Origin of the sequence: Gilliamella sp. W8136 (genome assembly GCF_016101285.1) — a bacterium.
Classification (GTDB): domain Bacteria; phylum Pseudomonadota; class Gammaproteobacteria; order Enterobacterales; family Orbaceae; genus Gilliamella; species Gilliamella apicola_N.
This window is the reverse complement of record NZ_JACFQU010000011.1, coordinates 17,304-36,514: the sequence shown is the minus strand read 5'-3', so window position 1 is coordinate 36,514 and position 19,211 is coordinate 17,304. Positions and strand designations below refer to the sequence as shown.

Below are 19,211 nucleotides of genomic sequence, written 5' to 3'. Positions count from 1 at the left end.
AAGGTACATTAACATGGCGATTGAACAAACTCTCAGCATTATTAAACCTGATGCGGTAAAAAAACAGATTATTGGCGAAATTCAAACAAGAATTCACCAAGCTAAACTCGATATTATTGCTATGAAAATGGTGAGGTTAACAAAAGAACAAGCTGAAGGTTTTTATGCTGAGCATAAAGACAAGCCCTTTTTTGCTAATTTGGTAAAATTTATGATGTCTGGACCAATTGTTGTTCAAGTTTTACAAGGTGAAAATGCCATTGAACGCTACCGACAACTTATAGGACCTACAGATCTATCTAAAGCCGCTGCTGGGACTTTAAGAGCCGATTTTGCGAACAGTATGAGAGAAAACGCCGTACATGGTTCCGACTCTTTAGCATCAGCAGAACGCGAAATTGCTTATTTTTTTGTTGATAGTGAGATATTTCGTTAGGTGATTATTATTTAACAAAGAGTTATAAAACTTATGAAAATTACCTATAAACAATTAACGAGTGCAGTGGAACAAAAATTATTGACTCATCAGCAGGCAGAACAATTATGGCTGTTTTTCCAAGAACAGAATAAACATCTACCTAGCTTTCAATTTACGCATATATTGTATTATCTAGGAGGTTTGATTGCGATAGGTGCGATGTCACTATTTATGACTTTAGGTTGGGAGCATTTAGGCGGTATTGGTTTATTGTGTATTAGTGCGATTTATGCCATCACTGCACTTTGCACTGCACAATTTTTATTGAAACGTTATCATCTGATCATTCCAGCGAATATATTAATAACGTTAGTGATTGTATTAACGCCTTTAGGGGTTTATGGACTTGAAAATGCTATAGGCGTTTGGGATAACCATTATGATTACAGAGATTATCATCGATATATTGACTTTCGGTGGTTATTTATGGAGTTAGCGACCGTATTGGTTGCTGTTTGTCTAATTCTTCGATATCGATCTTCTTTTTTATTTATGCCACTAGCATTTACACTCTGGTATATGAGTATGGATCTTACACCTTATTTAGTTCATTTATTGGGTTATGCAAAAAACGATATTAATTATTCGGATTATTTCAATATGCGTCAACAAGTATCGCTATGGTTTGGATTATTGGTTGTTGTGGTGGCCTTTCTTATTGATATAAAGAATAAAAGTGATAAAGATTTGTCATTTTGGCTCTATTTATTTGGTGTTCTCACTTTTTGGGGCGCATTAAGTTCAATGGAATCAGACAGTGAGTTAAATAAATTTTTCTATTTCTGTATTAATTTACTCATGATACTAATAGGGGTAATAATCGTTAGAAGAGTTTTTGTTATTTTTGGCGGTTTAGGAATAACGGGATATTTAAGTTATCTGTCATATGACGTGTTTGAAGACAGTCTACTGTTTCCTTTAGCCTTAACAATAATAGGTTTATCTATTATCGTGGCAGGTATTTTTTGGCAACGTCACGAAAAAGCAATAAACATTTATTTATTGCAATCTGTGCCACCAGGATTAAGAAAATATCTTGAATTTAAACATCATTAATGTGTTTGTTCACTGAGCCTAACTCGCTATATTAATCCACATTTTAAACTATATTATGGATACACGATTATGGATACACGGTTAGTGTGAAATAATATAGTATATTCATCCGTAAAATCTTCTCTTTCATCCCGTACAATCATATCAATTTGAATCTCAATCTTTAACCATATTCCAGCAATATTATTGAAATGGGTGGGGATTTACTCTTACCAATACATCTATTGATATTTAACAATATGTTTTTTTAATCGTTAATTTTTTAAAGACCAGATTTTTTTAATGCAAGGTCTGATTATTATTATTTTTAATGTGTTACTAAAAAGAGTGTATTCTCTAGACTCTAACAATCTTATAAAGCAAGTTCAATTCTCTTAATATAACTTTTAGTTATAACCATGTGATGATTTGTTATTTATTTATTTCATTTTTTTGTTGATAGACTTTAGCGGTACCTAATATAACTTTTAATGAGGTTTTGAATGAAATTTTTTACTAAATCGCTAATAACGATTGCTTTTCTCGGCACATTATTAAGCTCCAATTCTGCTTTTGCTGATCGTTTAGATGATATCGAAAAGCGGGGCGAAATTAAAATAGCTGTATTTGATAGCAACCCGCCTTTTGGTTTCATTGACGAAACAACCAATAAAATTGTAGGTCTTGATGTAGATTATGCCAATGCAATTGCCAAAGAATTAAATGTAAAAGTTGCATTAGTACCAACTAATCCAGCGAATCGTATTCCATTATTAACCTCAAAAAAAGCGGATTTAATTGTGGCAAACTTTACGGTTACCGATGAACGAGCAAAAACAGTCGATTTCAGTTTGCCGTATTTTGCTACCGGTCAAAAATTTATTGCTAAAAAGGGCGTACTTAAAACAGCCGATGATCTAAAAAATTTGCGGATCGGCGCTGATAAAGGCACCGTGATGGAAATTACTCTTCGTGAAAAGTATCCAACTGCAAAAGTGATCGCTTATGATGATACACCATTTGCGTTTGCTGCATTACGTAATGGTGTGGTGCAAGCGATTACTCAAGATGATGCTAAATTAATTGGCTTACTCGCCAATGTACCGGAAGAACAGCGTGAAAACTTCGAAATTTCACCCTTTAGTATCACACAAGAATATCAAGCGGTTGGTATCCCTAAAGGAGAAACACGCTTAATAGACAAAGTGAATCAAATATTATTAAAACTCGAAACCAATGGTGAAGCATTAACGATTTATAATCATTGGTTCGGTCCTAACACTAAATCTGCAATGCCCCGCGGTGTTTTTAAAATAGGATCGGCTCAATAAATTATGTTAGAGCAATTACTTGAAGCTCGCTATTTATGGTGGTTATGGGATGGTTTTTTAGTAACCTTAGCTATCTCACTACTTACTATCATTTTTTCGACGATTTTAGGTTTTTTGTTGGTTATTGCTCAGCAAAGTGGAATCAAATTGATTAAAGGTATGGTGGTAGGTTATAACGCAATTTTTCGTTATTCTCCATTATTGCCACAACTGTTTTTTTGGTATTTTGGTATTGGTAACTTGTTGCCCACCGAATTTAAAATATGGTTGTTTGACGAGCCACAAATTCAATTATGGTTTTTTACCCTGAAAATGCCATCATTCGAATTTATTATTGGTTTTATTGGCCTGACTTGTTATTCCAGTGCTTTTATTGCCGAAGAATTTAGAGCAGGGATTGCTGGTGTGAGTGTAGGGCAACAACAAGCATCACTGGCATTAGGATTAACTTGGTGGCAAAGTATGCGTTTTATTATTTTACCTCAGAGCTTTTGTATCGCCTTTACGCCTCTTATTGGTCAATATATGAACATTGTTAAAAATTCATCGTTAACGATGGCCATAGGTGTGTTAGAGCTATCTTATGTTTCAAGGCAAGTTGAAACCGAATCATTAAAAACTTTTCAAGATTTTGCTGTTGCAACGTTTTTATATATTTTGGCTATTGTAATTATTGGCACGTTAGGCAATATTTATCAAACCAAACGATTCCCTACGGGTAGGATGTAATTACTTATTATGGAATTTAAAGGTCTAGAAGTTATCTATAATAACTTAAGTTATATGATGTGGGGTAACTTTCCGGGTGGGATATTTTTAACATTATTAATGAGTTTAGCCGCAATTGTATTTTCATCTTTTATGGGGATCTTAGCTGGCGTTGGCTTAACGGTTAGTAAAGGGCTTGTTCGTTCCTTATTTATTGGCATGCTGGGCTTTTTAAGAGCAATTCCAGTGATCATGCTCATATTTTGGGCTTACTTTTTATTGCCTGTGTTACTAAATGTAGACGTACCTGCAATTACAACGGTAGTTTTCGCATTATCTGTTATTGGTGCTGCTTATATTGGGCACTCAGTACATGCAGGGATGATTGCTTTATCGAAAGATCAATGGCAAGCTGCATTTTCACTAGGATTATCTAAAATTCAAGTCATTATCTACATTATTTTACCGCAAGCTCTAAAAATGATGATGCCATCTTTTGTTAATCAATGGGTATCGTTGATTAAAGATACCTCCTTAGCTTATGTTGTTGGTGTCGCTGAATTTACCTTTATTGCCACGCAAATTAATAATCGCAGTATGGTGTATCCAACTGAAATATTTTTATTTGTGATTGTTGTCTATTTTATCATTTGTTTATCTTTGGATATTGTTGTATCTTTTTTGGCAAAAAAGGTGTTTGTTTAGTACAAAATCATCGTTCATTTAACGATTTTGTTTGATAAATTTGTTTATTAATTGACTTATTATTATTAAGGTTCTTTTAAGGTTTAAGCGTTAAATTGTCATTAACTTAATTAATTTGGTAATTGTTTAATGTGGCATGATTTTAATACTCAACTTTTTCTATTAATCAATGCGTCGGGTCAAGCATCAAAATCATTTATTAGCTTCGCTATTTTTTGTGCAAAATATTTAGTCTATTTCCCTATTATTTATATGGGTATTTGTTGGTATATTTATCCTATTTATCGGCAACTCATGTTAAAAATGTTGATAAGTTTATGTTTGGCATTATTGATTACTTTTATTATTCGTCATCTATTTTATTCTCCACGACCATTTGCAGTAAATATTGGAACTAATTACCTTTTTCATGATAAAACAAGCTCCTTACCAAGCCAACATGCGGTATTTGTATGGACTCTATTTTTTACTGCTTTTTTCAACAAAACGCAACGAACTAAAACAATCTTATGTTTATTGGCGATAATTGCATTATTGGTCTGTTGGAGTCGTATCTATCTGGGAGTGCATTGGCCATTAGATATTTTGGTTGGATTTATTGTGAGCTTTATATCCACATTGATAATTAAAAAATATTGGATAAATGTAAGTAAATTGATTAATGGATAGTTATCTTATGGATTGTAATTAATTGCGCTGTATAGCAAAGATAAACATATAATAAGTCATCAACTATCGACTTTATTATAAAATACCAATTAGAGTAAATGATAATGAAAATACTTATTGTTGAAGATGATAGTTTACTACAAAAAGGTCTGTATGATGGTATTACCTCCAATGGTTATGTGTGTGAGCTAGCATCAACAGGTAAGCAGGCCGAACAGTATATCCAATTTGGGCAATTTAGTCTGATTATTCTTGATTTAGGTTTGCCTGATTGTGATGGCTTAGAATTACTGACACGCTGGCGAAAAAAGCAAATTGATGCACCTATTCTTATTCTTACTGCACGTGATACCGTTGAAGATAGAGTAGAGGGTTTAGATTTAGGTGCTGATGACTATTTAATAAAACCTTTTGCTTTAACAGAATTGTTAGCCAGAGTGCGGGCATTAATTCGTCGTAATCAAGGTACCGCTGATAATCTGATTAGTTATGGACCTATTACTATTGATATCAAACAGCAAAAAGTAACTGTCAATAATCAAGAAATAGTATTAACGCCAAAAGAGTTTATCGTTTTATCCCGATTGATGTTAAAAGCAGGTGAAAAAGTGCATCGTGATTTACTGCAAAACGATCTCTACGATTGGCAAAGTGATCCAAGCTCAAACGTCCTAGAAGTTTACATTCATGGATTACGCAATAAACTCGGAAAAAATTGTATTCGAACTGTTCGTGGCTATGGCTATCAACTTAACATTGATTGTTAATTAATACTACTAACTATATAAATTTATTATGATCGCAAAATCTTTTAGTGATATTCGTCACAGTATTCGTTGGAATCTTTTTTTTACTTTAGGCGCAATTATGCTCATTTGCCAAACTATTACCGTTTTTTGGTTATGGCATGAAAGTAAAGAACAAATTGATGTATTGGTTAATTTAACACTGAGTCAAAATAAAATTGATGAAGTGGTTGAGCATGAAGAACTTGAAGCTATTTTTGCACTGTTTTGTTCTGCTTTTACCATGATGCTGGTGACATTATTTTTAGCCTATAAAGCCATCAAATGGATTACTAAACCGCTAGAAATTTTGGAAAAAGATCTTAATCAACGTACTGAAGAGAATTTAAAACCTATTGCACCGATTAGTAATATGCGCGAAATTAAATCCATTACTTCAGTATTGAATAATCTGTTTATTCGTCTTAGTACAACTTTGGCACAAGAACGGCTTTTTACTGCCGATGTTGCGCATGAAATGCGAACGCCGCTTGCTGGTATACGTTTACATTTAGAATTATTAGAAACTAAAAACCATATTGATTGTACTGAATTAATTGACAGAATTGATCGTTTAGTTAATACGGTTGAGCAATTATTGATGTTAGCGCGTGCAAGCCAAAAATTTACAGTTGGGCAATATCAACAGATTAATTTTTATGATGATATTATGATCCCTTTATCTGATGAATTAACCGAATTAACTAAACAGAAATTTCAATCTATTGAATGGAATATACCTGATACAAAACTTTCGTTTAATGGTGATGTCACTTTAATAAGATTATTATTGCGTAATTTAGTCGAAAATAGTCATCGCTATAGCCCAAAACAGACCAAAATAGTAGTAAGTTGTTATAAGGATAAAAAAGATATCTTTATAAGTGTGGAGGATGAGGGGGCAGGCATTGACGAATCAAAAAGCGAAAAACTCACTCAAGCCTTTTTCCGGATGGATCGCAAACATGACGGCATTGGGCTTGGTTTAAGTATTGTTAATCGTATTGCAAAGTTACATCATGGTTTATTTATGTTAAAAAATCGATCTGGCGATGCGAAAGGTGCAATTGCACAATTGCAACTTACTGATTCAACACGTCAATTAAACGAGTAAGCAAAGGATTATGACTATTTTCTTTAACAATGGACTTTAAAAAGCGCTGCCAAGTTCGTTCAATTTTAGATTTTGCAAAACAAGGAATGTAATTCGCAATTGGAATAAAAGTTGAATTACCAATGTTGTCGATAATAACTAAACGACTGTTAGTATCGCTTAACTGTTGAAATAAGATATTTTTACTTTTGATAGTCATGGTAATGATGCGATCTTTTAATAATGCTGATTTTAACTCTTTGAGCCCCGTGACTAATTGATCAAAATATTTTTCGGTTAACGATTTATTAGCAAGGTATTTTTCCAGTGGAATTGCGGTTTCACCATTATAATCTCGAATCAGTTCAAAGATATGACCATTACCATAATTAGTTAAAACTGGTCCATAATATTTAGCTAATGCATCAAATGATACATTACGTTTAATAAGATGTTTATAATAGGCAATTTCGCGGTTGGTTTCTTCTTCTGCTCCCTCATTATAGTTGACTTTAATGCATTTATTGGCATCCTCTGGGTGATGATAACATTTGCGGTGTAATCCGCGACTTATATAATCTTTTTCGGAAAGTGTGATGGTAGTATTCATGATATAAATTTTCTATTATTTGGGCTTGACTTTAAGTGTAACAGCAAGACTTTATTATCGCCATGATTTTTTATTTTTAAACTAGCGCTTTTATATTATTTCTGTATAATATCGGCACCCACGTTACAACAACGTTTTTCCCAACGTTGTTTTCGGTTGTCAAAGTTAATGTAACAACTCGAAGGGGTTAGTTAGTTAATAGAAACAATCAAAAAGTGTAAATAAATCAAATGATTTATTAACGTGAGATTAATTAAATATTGGATAATTACGAATGAGTACTTTTTCAGCTAAACCAGAAACAGTTAAACGCGACTGGTATGTTGTTGATGCAGCAGGTAAAACGTTAGGTCGTTTAGCTACTGAAATCGCAAGCCGTTTGCGTGGTAAACACAAAGCAGAATACACACCACATGTTGATACAGGTGACTATATCATCGTTATCAATGCAGAAAAAGTTGCTGTAACAGGCAAAAAACGCACTGATAAGATTTATTATCGCCATACTGGCTACATCGGTGGACTTAAAGAAGCGACTTTTAAAGAAATGATTGAACGTCATCCTGAACAAGTCATCGAAATTGCTGTAAAAGGCATGTTACCGAAAGGTCCTCTTGGTCGTGCAATGTACCGTAAACTAAAAGTTTATGCTGGTAGTGAGCACAATCATGCGGCACAACAACCGCAAGTATTAGATATTTAAGGGGATAGAAGATGGCTGATAATCAATATTACGGCACAGGTCGCCGCAAAAGTTCTGCTGCTCGCGTGTTTATTAAACCAGGTAGTGGAAATATCGTTATTAATAAACGTTCATTAGAGCAATACTTTGGTCGTGATACTGCTCGTATGGTTGTTATGCAACCTTTAGAGTTAGTTGAAATGACTGACAAACTTGATCTATACATCACTGTTAAAGGTGGCGGTATTTCAGGTCAAGCTGGTGCAATTCGTCACGGTATTACTCGTGCATTAATGGAATATGACGAAACATTACGTTCTGCATTACGTCAAGCAGGCTTTGTTACTCGTGATGCTCGTCAAGTTGAACGTAAAAAAGTGGGTCTACGCAAAGCACGTCGTCGTCCACAATTCAGCAAACGTTAATTGCATACGTTACAAAATTGTTTTCAAAACCCAGCCAAAAGCTGGGTTTTTTTATGTCAAATTATTGTCTATCTAAAATAGTCATTGAGGTGATTGACTAAGTGTAATTTAGCCTTTTGTAATATAACATTCAGATTTTTAATTTAATTATTGCTACTCATAAAAACGATTATTTTTACTAAAACGTATAGCTAACCTTAAACTTCTTGTCAAAAAATTTTTCAATACAAGAAAGATAGTAATAAAATGCATTTTTTTAACAAATTTGTTATCCAATTTGTTAGAATAGTCACATAACTAACTTATTTTAACTTTGCTTATTGGGAGTGAACATGGTTGTTGCTGTTAATAAACGTTCTGTTATGACACTATTTTGTGATACAACAGATATTTACGGCCATCAGATTCGTTTTGTATTGGCAGAAAAAGGTGTGACTGCTGAAATCGAGTTTGTAACCGCAGATGATTTACCTCAAGAATTATTGGATCTTAATCCATACGCTACTATCCCAACTTTAATTGATCGCGATCTTACTTTATACGAGCCCCATATCGCATTAGAATATCTAGATGAACGATTCCCACATCCTCCTTTAATGCCTGTTTATCCTATTCTTCGAGCAAATGCTCGTTTAACGATGTATCGTATCAAAAAAGAGTGGTATGCCGCTTACGAAACAATTATTGCCGATCCTAATAGCAATGCAGCTAAAACAGCCCGAAAAAATTTATTGGATGATCTTGTTTCAATTTCAGTTATTTTTAAAGAAAAAGATTATTTTATGAGTGATGATTTCACTTTATGTGATTGTTATTTTGCTCCATTATTATGGCGTTTACCAATGCTTAATATTGAATTACCAAAAGTTGCTGAAAAAAATTATTTAAATTATATGGCACGCATTTTTGAACGTCCTGCTTTTATTCAGTCTCTTACTGACGATGAAAGAAAGATGAGAGCATAATAAATAATTTTATCTGATTTGCACTATTTTTTATACAAGGTATTTTTATGGAACTTGAGCAAATGACTCCACGTCGGCCTTATTTATTTAGGGCTTTTTATGATTGGATTCTGGATAATGATTTAACTCCCTATATTGTGGTGAATACTTCTGTCTATGGAGTATTGGTTCCACAAGAGTTTGTACAGAATAATCAGATAGTGCTAAATATTGCACCACAATCTGTAGGTCAATATGTATCAAATAATGAGCAAATTGAGTTTAATGCCCGTTTTTCTGGTGTGCCACAACATATTGTTGTTCCTATGGCTGCGGTTGAAGCTATCTATGCTCGTGAAAATGGAGTAGGGATGGGATTTGAGGATGAACCTCAATATCGAGCGTTACAAGAAAAACAAAATAATCAATCCGAAACACCTCCTGCAAAAAAGGCCAATCCATTTAGAGTGGTAAAATAATTTTTAATAATAAAATTATTTTCCAGATTTAAATCTCAATGTCTATTAACGCCCGCTTAACTAACGGGCAATAAGTAACATAATAAATCAATCGCAATTTAAAATATTAATAGTTATCACTTATCAAATGAAGAGATAAAACTTATTATCATTTTAATTTCTTATAATTGATAATGATTATTATTAACATCAAAATGCGTGCGTGTTATGTCATGAATTCAACTGATATCAATCCAAGTTCTCGCTTGTGGAAATTAGCATTTACTTATAAAACTTTAATGATTTTTTCCTGTTTATTCTCTATTTTTAGTGTCATCACTTCATTTGTACCATTCATTGCCATCTATTTCATTGTTTGTGAAATTATAGTGAGCATCAGTCATCAAACAGAATTAAATAGCGAATTAATTATTAGTTATGGCTGGCTGGCATTTATGGCTGCTGCATTAGCGATTGTTTTTAATTTCCTAGCGTTATGCTTATCACATATTGTTGCATTTAAAACACTTTATAATCTTAAATACAACTTTATTCGTTATTTATCCTGTTTACCTTTAGGCTTTCATACAAACCATTCTAGTGGCGAGCTTAGAAAAATCGTGGATGACGATATCGAAAAAATTGAACAATTTATTGCTCATCAATTGCCCGATATGATTGGATCCTTTGCTTCTCCTGTAGTTATTTTGGTGATTCTAGCCGTTTTCGATTGGCGATTAGGTTTAGCAACGTTAGTACCTATTATCCTTGCCTATATCGTATTAATTAGTGGCTATCGACGTAAGGATATCAAAACCAATCAACAAGAGTTGCAAAAAAAATTGATTGAAATGAGTCATGCTTCAGTTGAATATATAAGAGGTATTACCGTTATAAAGGCTTTCAATCAGACATTTTTTTCATTTAAACGATTTAATGACGCGATTAAAGCTTATCAATTTTATTGTTTAAAATTTATATATTGTTTTAAATACCACATGGCATTTTTTATATTGTTATTAAATAGTATTTATCTCTTTATTGTTCCAGTTGTTATCTTTTTGATCAGTGATACGGATAATTACGCTAATTTCATTTTGTCAGCCATTTTTTATTTGATTTTTTCTTTAGGATTACCTGCACCATTTTTCAAATTGATATATGTAACTCAAGGATTTCAAAAAACAGTTAAAAGCGTCCAAAATATGGATGAGGTATTAAATGTTCCTCCTCTTAGCGAACCCAAAGAGGGGCTGAAAGTTGCAAGCTACGATATTCAATTTAATAATGTGTGTTTTTCTTATCATGATGAACAGGTATCAAATCCAACCGAAAGTAATAACGCGCTTAACCATATTTCATTTACTGCTAAACAAGGTGAAATAACGGCTTTAGTCGGTTTATCAGGCAGTGGCAAAAGTACCATATCCTTACTCATTCCACGATTTTATGACCCAGATGAGGGCCTTATTACAATTGGTCATGTTGATTTAAAACAGATGAATAGTGATTATTTATTATCTTTAGTAAGTTTTGTTTTTCAAGATGTGTTTTTATTCAAGCAAAGTGTAATAAACAACATTCGGATCGGTAAACCTGACGCAACAATTAATGAAGTTATTGCGGTTGCTAAATCTGCTCAATGCCATGAATTCATTGAAAAATTACCAAATGGTTATGATTCAATTATTGGATCAGATGGTATACATCTTTCTGGGGGTGAAATGCAACGACTGGCTATCGCTCGAGCACTATTAAAAAATTCTCCAATTTTAATCCTTGATGAAGCCACTTCATTTGCCGATCCTGAAAATGAGAGCAAAATTCAATTAGCAATGAAAGCATTAATGAAAAATAAAACGGTCATTATGATAGCTCACCGTCTATCAACAATACGAGATGCTAATAAGATCATCGTATTAGACAAAGGAAATATTGCTGAGTCAGGAACACATGAACAACTATTTTCAAATAAGGGAACCTACTACAAGATGTGGCAATATTATCAGCAAACATTAGATTGGCAAATGCATCATTCTGATATGAATAAGTCAAATAATGATGAGCAAATAAGTTATCAGCAGGGGTCAGAAAATGTTTAAGCGATTATTGATGTTATCCGATACAGGAAGTGAAAATTTAAGACAAGCTATCATTGCATGTACGATCTCAAATCTTACATTGATGTTACCGTTTATTATTCTATTGCAAGTCATTGTCTCGTTAATTACCCCGTTAACAAGTCATTTAGCAGTAAATAAGAGTTATTTATGGTTAATGATAGGGTTAGGCATATTATCTAGTTTACTTTTTTTATTTTGTTATCAAAGAGAATATAAAAAAACTTATGCAAATGCGTTTGGACAGGCAGCAAATACTCGCATTGAAGTGGCAGAGAAAATTAGAAAACTTCCACTTAGTTTTTTTAATCGTAAAGATTTATCTGAACTAACAACTAATATTATGGGTGATTGTGCAACAATTGAGAACATGTTGAGTCATGTCATTCCCCAATTAATTGGTTATTCATGCAGTAGTGTTATTACTTGTGCTTTATTAGCTTTTTACGATTGGAGAATGGCAAGTGCTATCTTTTGTACTTTACCTATTGCATTTTTAATTATGCTTGTCGGCAAAGGTTTTGAAAAAAAATTAGGCGAAAAACAAGTACAAAGTAAATTAGCTGTCTCAAATGAGGTTCAAGAATATCTTGATGGAATTAAAATCATCAAAGGCTTTGGTATTAGTGGTGAAAAATTTAAAACACTGGATAGAGCACTTAAAAATATGATGTGGGCATCGATCAAATTTGAAGGTGTAAGTGGAATTTTTGTCGCGTTATCTACTTTGATTTTGCAGGTAGGTTTGGGCATAGTTGTTTTAGTCGGTGTGAAGTTGATCGTTATTGGTAGTTTAGATCCGATAACATTTTTAGCCTTTATCGTTATTGGTTCACGCATATACAGCCCTTTAATTTCTGTATTAACGCTATTACCTGAGCTTTTTTATATGCTGACATCTATTGAACGGATGAAAAGTTTACAAACAGAACCAATAATGGAAGGTCGAGATGATGTTTTGTTGAAAAATTTTAGTGTTACCATAGATCACATTAATTTTTCATATAAGCAAAAAACTGTTATTAATGATCTGAGTTGTGTTATTCCGTCAAACAAAATGACTGCGTTAGTAGGGCCTTCAGGAAGCGGTAAAAGCACGTTATTACAATTAATTGCTCGTTTTTGGGATGTCAATAAAGGCGTAATTAGTATTGACGGTAATGATATTAAAACCATCGATCCGGAGACGTTGATGCGCAGTGTGTCGTTTGTATTTCAAAATGTTATTTTATTCGATGATACCATTTTAAATAATATTCGTATCGGTCGACATGATGCGAGCGATGAAGAGGTTAAACTTGCAGCCAAAAAAGCTCGATGTGATGAGTTGATTGCTCGTTTACCTCATGGCTGGGATACTTTAGTTGGTGAAAATGGCAGTAAGCTATCGGGTGGCGAAAGACAGCGAATATCAATAGCAAGAGCATTATTAAAGAATGCTCCGATTGTACTGCTGGATGAAGCAACTGCATCGCTTGATCCTGAAAATGAAGTTTATATACAACAAGCCATTTCAGAATTAGTTAAAGATCGAACTGTGATTGTAATTGCCCATCGTTTAAAAACAATTATCACGGCCGATCAAATTATTGTATTAGATAAAGGCCGTATTGTTGAACAGGGTAGCTACCAACAATTAATCGATAACAATGGTTTATTTGCCAGACTTTATTCTCTGCAAAAACAAGAGTTTTCTGTCAGTAATTGATTAAGTGTATTTCTTAGGTAAATCGGTATATGATATAAAAAATTAACTGATTTACCTGAACATAATGAAAGAAATCGAATTAAAATTTGAAATTGCAACTAAAGATATTCATGATTTAAAAAATTTTTTAAATCAATGGGTAAGTTGTGATCAAGCTGAATTTGAATCCTCTTCAAAAATTCAAAACAATATTCACGAACTTAAACTTTTTAATACCTATTATGATACTCAAGATTACTATTTACGTTCTAATGGATGTGGTTTACGGATTAGGGGAACACAAGACAAGCTCAGTAAACAATTTGAGATTACCGTAAAGCATGGTAACAAAGCCGTTGCAGGTTTACATGAACGATCTGAATATAATGCTAGCTTACCAGACAACTATCTTGATTTAACTTTGCTCCCAAGCGATGCTTTTCCTAAAGATTGTAATGTCGAAAATTTACAAAAAATGCTGCGTCCATTATTTTCAACACATTTTGATCGGCAAACATGGTTAATTTCATTTGCTAATAGCGAAATAGAAGTCGCCTTAGATCAAGGTGAAATCATTTCTAATGAAAAATCAAAATCGATACAAGAAGTTGAATTAGAAATAAAACAAGGTAATAAACATGATTTAATCAATTTTGCTATTGAATTGAGCAGATTTAACCTACATCTCTTTTCTCAAAGTAAGGCCTCTCGCGGTTATCGATTATTAAAAAACGCGCCTGTTAATCGCGCTCCTTTTAGCCTGCAAATTAAACATGATTTATCAAGCTTATTAAATTTTTGGCAACAAAACGAAGAGTATGCACTCGAAAATAATGATCTAGCGTTTTATCAACAACTCTTAATTCAAATAAACGAAATACTAGCTAATCACGATATTGCACACGAATCTGAATTTAAACAGTGGCAACAAGCAATGACCAATATTCACTCCGTTTATGATTTTGCTTATAGCCCAATAAATACAGTATTAAAACTACTGCTAGTTGCACGGTTAAATAAAGAGTAATGTTATGATTTTATGATAAATAGGACGAGTCGATAACATCATCAATGCGAGAGAAGTATATGTCACAATCTGAAATTTTGAATCAACAAAAACAGAAAATAACATCACAGCTATCACAATGTAATTCCGTTTTCGTACAGGATAATCTTAATATTTTGGTACAAAGTGATTTTATAGTAGATGCTTTTTATCGATATCCACAGTGGCTTACAAATATTATTAATCATCCGCCACAAGCTGATGAAAGACGTTATTATCAACAATGGCTTAATGAACACTTAACATCGGTATTGGATGAAACGGCATTAATGAAAGCATTGAGATTATTTAGGCGTTATATCTTAGTCAGGCTTGAATGGTCACAATTAACTTATACTAGTAGCGATGAACAAATATTAAGTCAATTAAGTGAACTTGCTGAAGTCATTATTGTAACGGCACGTGATTGGTTGTATGAATTAAGTTGTAAAGAGTGGGGGACACCGTGTAGTCATCAAGGTGAACCTCAACCTTTGCTCGTATTGGGTATGGGAAAACTAGGGGGAGGAGAACTGAATTTTTCCTCTGACATTGATTTAATTTTTACTTATCCTGAACATGGGCAAACGCAAGGTGGCAGGCGAGAACTGGATAATGCTGTATTTTTTACCCGTTTAGGACAACGTTTAATAAAAGCGCTTGATAGTATTACCGAAGACGGTTTTGTCTATCGTGTTGATATGCGATTACGTCCACTTGGTGAGGGTGGGCCATTAGTCTTAAGTTTTTCATCTATGGAAGATTATTATCAAGAACAAGGGCGAGATTGGGAACGTTATGCTATGGTAAAAGCCAAAGTGTTAGGCGATCAGCAAAACTCTTTCACCAAAGAACTTTACCAAATGCTTAAGCCTTTTGTCTATCGTCGTTACATTGATTTTAGTGTTTTACAATCTTTACGTAATATGAAAAGCATGATTGAACGTGAAGTACGCCGACGTGGTTTAAAAAATAATATTAAATTAGGTGCTGGAGGCATTCGTGAAATCGAGTTCATTGTACAGGTTTTTCAACTGATTCGCGGTGGCCGTGTCATTGGGCTACAGACACGTTCTCTGCTTACCGCCTTACAAGTAATTGAACAAGAATCATTGCTTGATACTAATGAAGTGGCTCAATTGCGTAATAACTACTTATTTTTACGTCGCTGCGAAAATTTACTGCAAGCCATTAATGATGAACAAACCCAAACATTACCAGAAGAAGAGCTCGATCAAATTCGTTTAGCTACCAATATGGGATTTACCAATTGGTCTGAGTTTATTGAACAATTAACTGTGCGTATGCAACAAAATCGCTTGATATTCAATGCTCTTATTGGTAATGATGATTCAGAGTCTGTTCCAAACACAAAACAATACAATGATCTGTTTGATGACTTATGGGTTCCTGATTTGCAATTAAGCGATATAAAAACTGTATTGCCAAACTATTCTGATAGTGATGCAGAGCAACTTTATCAGATGCTCATCCAATTTCGTAATGATATTGGCAAACGGACAATAGGTGTGCGTGGGCGTGAAATACTCGATCAACTCATGCCTCGTTTATTAGATGCTATTTGTAATGGACAACAGGCAATTATGGTATTTTCACGCATATTGCCTTTGTTGGTTAATATTGTTAGTCGTACGACCTATTTAGAGCTATTGCTTGAATATCCGAGTGCATTAAAGCAGTTGATCCGTCTATGTAGTGCCTCTCCTATGATTAGTGATCAACTGGCTCACTATCCGATTTTATTAGATGAATTAATTGATATTAATTCACTTTATCAAACGATTGAACCTAATGAGTATAAAAGTCAACTTTATCAATACTTATTACGTATTCACGTTGACGATGAAGAACAGCAATTAGAAGCCTTACGCCAATTTAAGCAGATGCAATTACTGCACATTGCTGCGGCAGATGTGGAACATATATTAACCACTATGAAAGTAAGTGATCACCTTACTTATGTGGCGGAAGCATTACTTGATTTTGTTGTACAAATGGCTTGGAGTCAGATGGTCGAACGTTATGGTAAACCCGCTCACTTAGCTGATAATCATAAAGGATTAGTCGTGGTCGCTTATGGTAAATTGGGGGGCTGGGAGCTGGGTTACGGTTCGGATCTGGATTTAGTTTTTTTGCATGATTGCCCTGCAAATAGTGTTACCAATGGTGACAAACAGATTGATAGTCGTCAATTTTATTTACGCTTGGTGCAACGTATTATTCATTTATTTAATGTGCGTACTAGCTTTGGTATTCTTTATGAAGTGGATGTCAGATTACGTCCACAAGGTGATGCAGGCTTACTTGCGTGTAGTTTAGATTCCTTTGCGGATTATCAAATGAATGAAGCATGGACATGGGAACACCAAGCGCTGGTAAGAGCTCGAGCGGTATATGGTGAAAATGATCTTATAAAACGTTTTAACCAAATCCGTCAGGATGTGCTTTGCAAACCACGAGATGAAAATCAATTAAAAACCGAAGTTAGGCAAATGCGAGAAAAAATGCGAAATCACTTAGGCACGACGCAAGCTGAACTATTTAACCTGAAAATTGATGAGGGAGGCATTGGTGACATCGAATTTTTATCACAATATTTGGTGCTCAATTATGCTCATTCACACCCTAAAATGACAACTTGGAGTGACAATGTACGAATTTTAGAGCTAGCTACTCATTACCAAATTATGGACAGTGATGAAGCAGAACAATTGACTCAAGCTTATATTGATATGCGTAATCAAATTCATCAACTTGCATTACAACTATTACCTAGTATGGTCAACAGTTCACAATTTTATCGAGAAAAACAGATAGTTAAACAAAGTTGGCAAAAGTGGTTGATGTAATTGTTTAGGTGAACCATTATCGGTTAATAGTGTTTATTTAGCCGATAATGGATATCAAAAGTTCACTAACAACTTATTTTGCTTCTTTCCACAAAATCATATCTTGCTCTTCAAGTTCTGATGCATCAAAACCCATTGCAGGAGCAATGTCTTCTCGATCAAATGCGATATCGCCACCATTAACGGCATCATCCCCTTTTTTGATTCCTTTAAAATCAAAAAGGTTTGTGTCACACAGGTGAGAGAGAGTGATATTTTGGGTAGCACGGAACATGGTTTCAATGCGCCCTGGGAATTTTTTATCCCACTCATTAAGCATCTCTTTAATGACTTGACGTTGTAAATTAGGCTGTGAACCACAAAGATTACAAGGAATAATTGGAAATTGCTTAATTTCAGCATATTTGGCAATATCCTTTTCTTTGCAATAAGCAAGTGGACGGATGATAATATGTTCACCAGAATCATTCATCAATTTGGGTGGCATGGCTTTAAGCTTGCCACCATAGAACATATTTAAAAACAGCGTTTCTAAAATATCATCTCGATGATGCCCTAATGCTATTTTGGTCGCACCCAGTTCGGTTGCTGTACGGTATAAAATTCCACGTCGTAAGCGTGAACAAAGCGAACAAGTAGTTTTACCTTCAGGGATCTTTTCTTTCACAATGCCATAAGTATTCTCCTGTACAATCTTATACTCGATACCTAATGATTCTAAATATTGAGGTAGGATATGTTCAGGAAATCCTGGTTGCTTTTGATCTAAATTTACCGCCACTAATTCAAAATTGACTGGTGCGCTTATTTTCAAATTAATAAGGATATCAAGCAAGGTATAGCTATCTTTACCACCTGATAAACAAACCATAATACGATCGCCATCTTCGATCATATTAAAATCGGCAATTGCCTCGCCGGTTAGGCGACGCAATCGTTTATGTAGTTTATTTTGATTATATGTATTCATCACAATTTTATAGATTATTCAGCACGGCTCATGTAACGACGTTCAGCGATATGAATTTTAATTTTTTCATTGTTATCAATATATTCAGGCACTTGAATAACAAGACCCGTTGATAATGTTGCGGGTTTAGTGCGAGCACTTGCTGAAGCACCTTTAATACTTGGTGAAGTTTCGATAATTTCTAAATCTACCGTTTGCGGTAATTCTAAGGCAATCACGTCACCATCAGCCATCAATACCTGAATGCCACTCATACCGCCTTCTGGAATGAACAGTAACTCTTCTTCAATTTGTTCTTTTTTGAAGATAAATGGTGTGTAGTCTTCATTGTCCATAAACACATATTCATCACCATCGATATAAGAAAAACTAACTGGACGACGAGAAAGCTCAATGGTTTCGATAATATCGTCACCTTTGAAGCGTTCTTCCACTTTACCACCATTTTTTACATCGGTAAAACGCATTTTATACAGTGTACTGGCACCACGAGCACTCGGGCTTTGAACATCGATATCTTTTACAAGAAGAAGTTTTCCATTGTACGTGACCGCATCGCCACGTTTTATTTCATTTGCTTTAGCCATAATATTTAT

The 19,211-nt window shown here is 34.0% G+C and carries 19 protein-coding genes; 16 read left to right on the top strand and 3 right to left on the bottom strand.

Annotated elements, in window-relative coordinates; all coding sequences use genetic code 11:
* Positions 1 to 13 precede the first annotated feature (13 nt).
* From ndk to pmrB, 8 genes are all read left to right on the top strand, one after another.
* Complete coding sequence (gene ndk, locus H3T96_RS08635) at positions 14 to 436, top strand: nucleoside-diphosphate kinase (protein ID WP_144092190.1); 423 nt, start codon at positions 14 to 16, stop codon at positions 434 to 436.
* A 33-nt stretch (positions 437 to 469) separates the two neighbouring features.
* Positions 470 to 1,534: a DUF2157 domain-containing protein gene (locus H3T96_RS08630; protein ID WP_144092188.1), complete on the top strand. Its 1,065-nt coding sequence runs from the start codon at positions 470 to 472 to the stop codon at positions 1,532 to 1,534.
* Positions 1,535 to 2,016: 482 nt separating this feature from the next.
* Positions 2,017 to 2,844, top strand: coding sequence for an ABC transporter substrate-binding protein (locus H3T96_RS08625; RefSeq protein ID WP_144092186.1), 828 nt, complete (start codon positions 2,017 to 2,019; stop codon positions 2,842 to 2,844).
* Between the two features lie 3 nt (positions 2,845 to 2,847).
* Positions 2,848 to 3,573, top strand: a complete 726-nt coding sequence (locus H3T96_RS08620; protein ID WP_144092184.1) for an amino acid ABC transporter permease — start codon at positions 2,848 to 2,850, stop codon at positions 3,571 to 3,573.
* 9 nt (positions 3,574 to 3,582) lie between these two features.
* A complete protein-coding gene (locus tag H3T96_RS08615; protein ID WP_144092182.1) occupies positions 3,583 to 4,257 on the top strand; it encodes an amino acid ABC transporter permease in 675 nt (224 codons plus the stop codon).
* A gap of 129 nt (positions 4,258 to 4,386) precedes the next feature.
* Complete coding sequence (locus H3T96_RS08610; RefSeq protein WP_144092180.1) at positions 4,387 to 4,926, top strand: phosphatase PAP2 family protein; 540 nt, start codon at positions 4,387 to 4,389, stop codon at positions 4,924 to 4,926.
* Between the two features lie 104 nt (positions 4,927 to 5,030).
* On the top strand, positions 5,031 to 5,693 hold the full coding sequence (pmrA, locus tag H3T96_RS08605) for a two-component system response regulator PmrA (RefSeq protein WP_144092178.1): 663 nt from the start codon (positions 5,031 to 5,033) through the stop codon (positions 5,691 to 5,693).
* A gap of 28 nt (positions 5,694 to 5,721) precedes the next feature.
* Positions 5,722 to 6,825 (top strand): two-component system sensor histidine kinase PmrB, encoded by a 1,104-nt coding sequence (gene pmrB, locus H3T96_RS08600; protein WP_144092176.1) that lies wholly within the window; start codon positions 5,722 to 5,724, stop codon positions 6,823 to 6,825.
* Here pmrB and H3T96_RS08595 read toward each other — a convergent pair.
* Positions 6,794 to 7,414: a YrbL family protein gene (locus tag H3T96_RS08595; RefSeq protein ID WP_144092174.1), complete on the bottom strand. Its 621-nt coding sequence runs from the start codon at positions 7,412 to 7,414 to the stop codon at positions 6,794 to 6,796. The genes pmrB and H3T96_RS08595 overlap by 32 nt on opposite strands.
* A gap of 274 nt (positions 7,415 to 7,688) precedes the next feature.
* Between H3T96_RS08595 and rplM the strand changes: the two genes are divergently transcribed.
* From rplM to glnE, 8 genes are all read left to right on the top strand, one after another.
* Positions 7,689 to 8,117, top strand: a complete 429-nt coding sequence (gene rplM / locus H3T96_RS08590; protein ID WP_034901369.1) for a 50S ribosomal protein L13 — start codon at positions 7,689 to 7,691, stop codon at positions 8,115 to 8,117.
* Between the two features lie 11 nt (positions 8,118 to 8,128).
* Positions 8,129 to 8,521: a 30S ribosomal protein S9 gene (gene rpsI, locus H3T96_RS08585; protein ID WP_034915459.1), complete on the top strand. Its 393-nt coding sequence runs from the start codon at positions 8,129 to 8,131 to the stop codon at positions 8,519 to 8,521.
* Positions 8,522 to 8,853: 332 nt separating this feature from the next.
* The gene (locus H3T96_RS08580) at positions 8,854 to 9,486 is read left to right on the top strand and encodes a glutathione S-transferase N-terminal domain-containing protein (protein ID WP_039126128.1); all 633 of its coding nucleotides are present in this window, start codon (positions 8,854 to 8,856) and stop codon (positions 9,484 to 9,486) included.
* A gap of 47 nt (positions 9,487 to 9,533) precedes the next feature.
* Positions 9,534 to 9,944 carry a ClpXP protease specificity-enhancing factor gene (locus H3T96_RS08575; RefSeq protein ID WP_065737400.1) on the top strand — a complete coding sequence of 137 codons (411 nt, stop codon included), beginning with the start codon at positions 9,534 to 9,536 and terminating at the stop codon, positions 9,942 to 9,944.
* 212 nt (positions 9,945 to 10,156) lie between these two features.
* On the top strand, positions 10,157 to 12,025 hold the full coding sequence (locus H3T96_RS08570) for an ABC transporter ATP-binding protein (protein WP_144092172.1): 1,869 nt from the start codon (positions 10,157 to 10,159) through the stop codon (positions 12,023 to 12,025).
* A complete protein-coding gene (locus tag H3T96_RS08565) occupies positions 12,018 to 13,751 on the top strand; it encodes an ABC transporter ATP-binding protein (protein WP_039126124.1) in 1,734 nt (577 codons plus the stop codon). The genes H3T96_RS08570 and H3T96_RS08565 overlap by 8 nt, the downstream gene beginning before the upstream one ends.
* Before the next feature lie 64 nt (positions 13,752 to 13,815).
* Complete coding sequence (locus H3T96_RS08560) at positions 13,816 to 14,757, top strand: inorganic triphosphatase (protein WP_144092170.1); 942 nt, start codon at positions 13,816 to 13,818, stop codon at positions 14,755 to 14,757.
* Between the two features lie 44 nt (positions 14,758 to 14,801).
* Positions 14,802 to 17,645 (top strand): bifunctional [glutamate--ammonia ligase]-adenylyl-L-tyrosine phosphorylase/[glutamate--ammonia-ligase] adenylyltransferase, encoded by a 2,844-nt coding sequence (gene glnE / locus H3T96_RS08555; protein WP_370545728.1) that lies wholly within the window; start codon positions 14,802 to 14,804, stop codon positions 17,643 to 17,645.
* Between the two features lie 73 nt (positions 17,646 to 17,718).
* Here the strand turns inward: glnE and ttcA are convergent, their stop codons facing one another.
* Together ttcA and yeiP are read right to left on the bottom strand one after the other, a co-directional pair.
* Positions 17,719 to 18,615, bottom strand: coding sequence for a tRNA 2-thiocytidine(32) synthetase TtcA (gene ttcA, locus H3T96_RS08550; RefSeq protein ID WP_144092166.1), 897 nt, complete (start codon positions 18,613 to 18,615; stop codon positions 17,719 to 17,721).
* A 14-nt stretch (positions 18,616 to 18,629) separates the two neighbouring features.
* Entirely contained in the window at positions 18,630 to 19,202 is a 573-nt protein-coding gene (gene yeiP / locus H3T96_RS08545; protein WP_039126116.1) for an elongation factor P-like protein YeiP, read from the bottom strand.
* Positions 19,203 to 19,211: the final 9 nt, after the last annotated feature.

Bases quoted from the DNA above. Each gene is read 5' to 3' on its own strand.
- ndk (WP_144092190.1), top strand. From the start codon at position 14: ATGGCGATTGAACAAACTCTCAGCATTATTAAACCTGATGCGGTAAAA.
- H3T96_RS08630 (WP_144092188.1), top strand. From the start codon at position 470: ATGAAAATTACCTATAAACAATTAACGAGTGCAGTGGAACAAAAATTA.
- H3T96_RS08625 (WP_144092186.1), top strand. From the start codon at position 2,017: ATGAAATTTTTTACTAAATCGCTAATAACGATTGCTTTTCTCGGCACA.
- H3T96_RS08620 (WP_144092184.1), top strand. From the start codon at position 2,848: ATGTTAGAGCAATTACTTGAAGCTCGCTATTTATGGTGGTTATGGGAT.
- H3T96_RS08615 (WP_144092182.1), top strand. From the start codon at position 3,583: ATGGAATTTAAAGGTCTAGAAGTTATCTATAATAACTTAAGTTATATG.
- H3T96_RS08610 (WP_144092180.1), top strand. From the start codon at position 4,387: ATGTGGCATGATTTTAATACTCAACTTTTTCTATTAATCAATGCGTCG.
- pmrA (WP_144092178.1), top strand. From the start codon at position 5,031: ATGAAAATACTTATTGTTGAAGATGATAGTTTACTACAAAAAGGTCTG.
- pmrB (WP_144092176.1), top strand. From the start codon at position 5,722: ATGATCGCAAAATCTTTTAGTGATATTCGTCACAGTATTCGTTGGAAT.
- H3T96_RS08595 (WP_144092174.1), bottom strand. From the start codon at position 7,414: ATGAATACTACCATCACACTTTCCGAAAAAGATTATATAAGTCGCGGA.
- rplM (WP_034901369.1), top strand. From the start codon at position 7,689: ATGAGTACTTTTTCAGCTAAACCAGAAACAGTTAAACGCGACTGGTAT.
- rpsI (WP_034915459.1), top strand. From the start codon at position 8,129: ATGGCTGATAATCAATATTACGGCACAGGTCGCCGCAAAAGTTCTGCT.
- H3T96_RS08580 (WP_039126128.1), top strand. From the start codon at position 8,854: ATGGTTGTTGCTGTTAATAAACGTTCTGTTATGACACTATTTTGTGAT.
- H3T96_RS08575 (WP_065737400.1), top strand. From the start codon at position 9,534: ATGGAACTTGAGCAAATGACTCCACGTCGGCCTTATTTATTTAGGGCT.
- H3T96_RS08570 (WP_144092172.1), top strand. From the start codon at position 10,157: ATGAATTCAACTGATATCAATCCAAGTTCTCGCTTGTGGAAATTAGCA.
- H3T96_RS08565 (WP_039126124.1), top strand. From the start codon at position 12,018: ATGTTTAAGCGATTATTGATGTTATCCGATACAGGAAGTGAAAATTTA.
- H3T96_RS08560 (WP_144092170.1), top strand. From the start codon at position 13,816: ATGAAAGAAATCGAATTAAAATTTGAAATTGCAACTAAAGATATTCAT.
- glnE (WP_370545728.1), top strand. From the start codon at position 14,802: ATGCGAGAGAAGTATATGTCACAATCTGAAATTTTGAATCAACAAAAA.
- ttcA (WP_144092166.1), bottom strand. From the start codon at position 18,615: ATGAATACATATAATCAAAATAAACTACATAAACGATTGCGTCGCCTA.
- yeiP (WP_039126116.1), bottom strand. From the start codon at position 19,202: ATGGCTAAAGCAAATGAAATAAAACGTGGCGATGCGGTCACGTACAAT.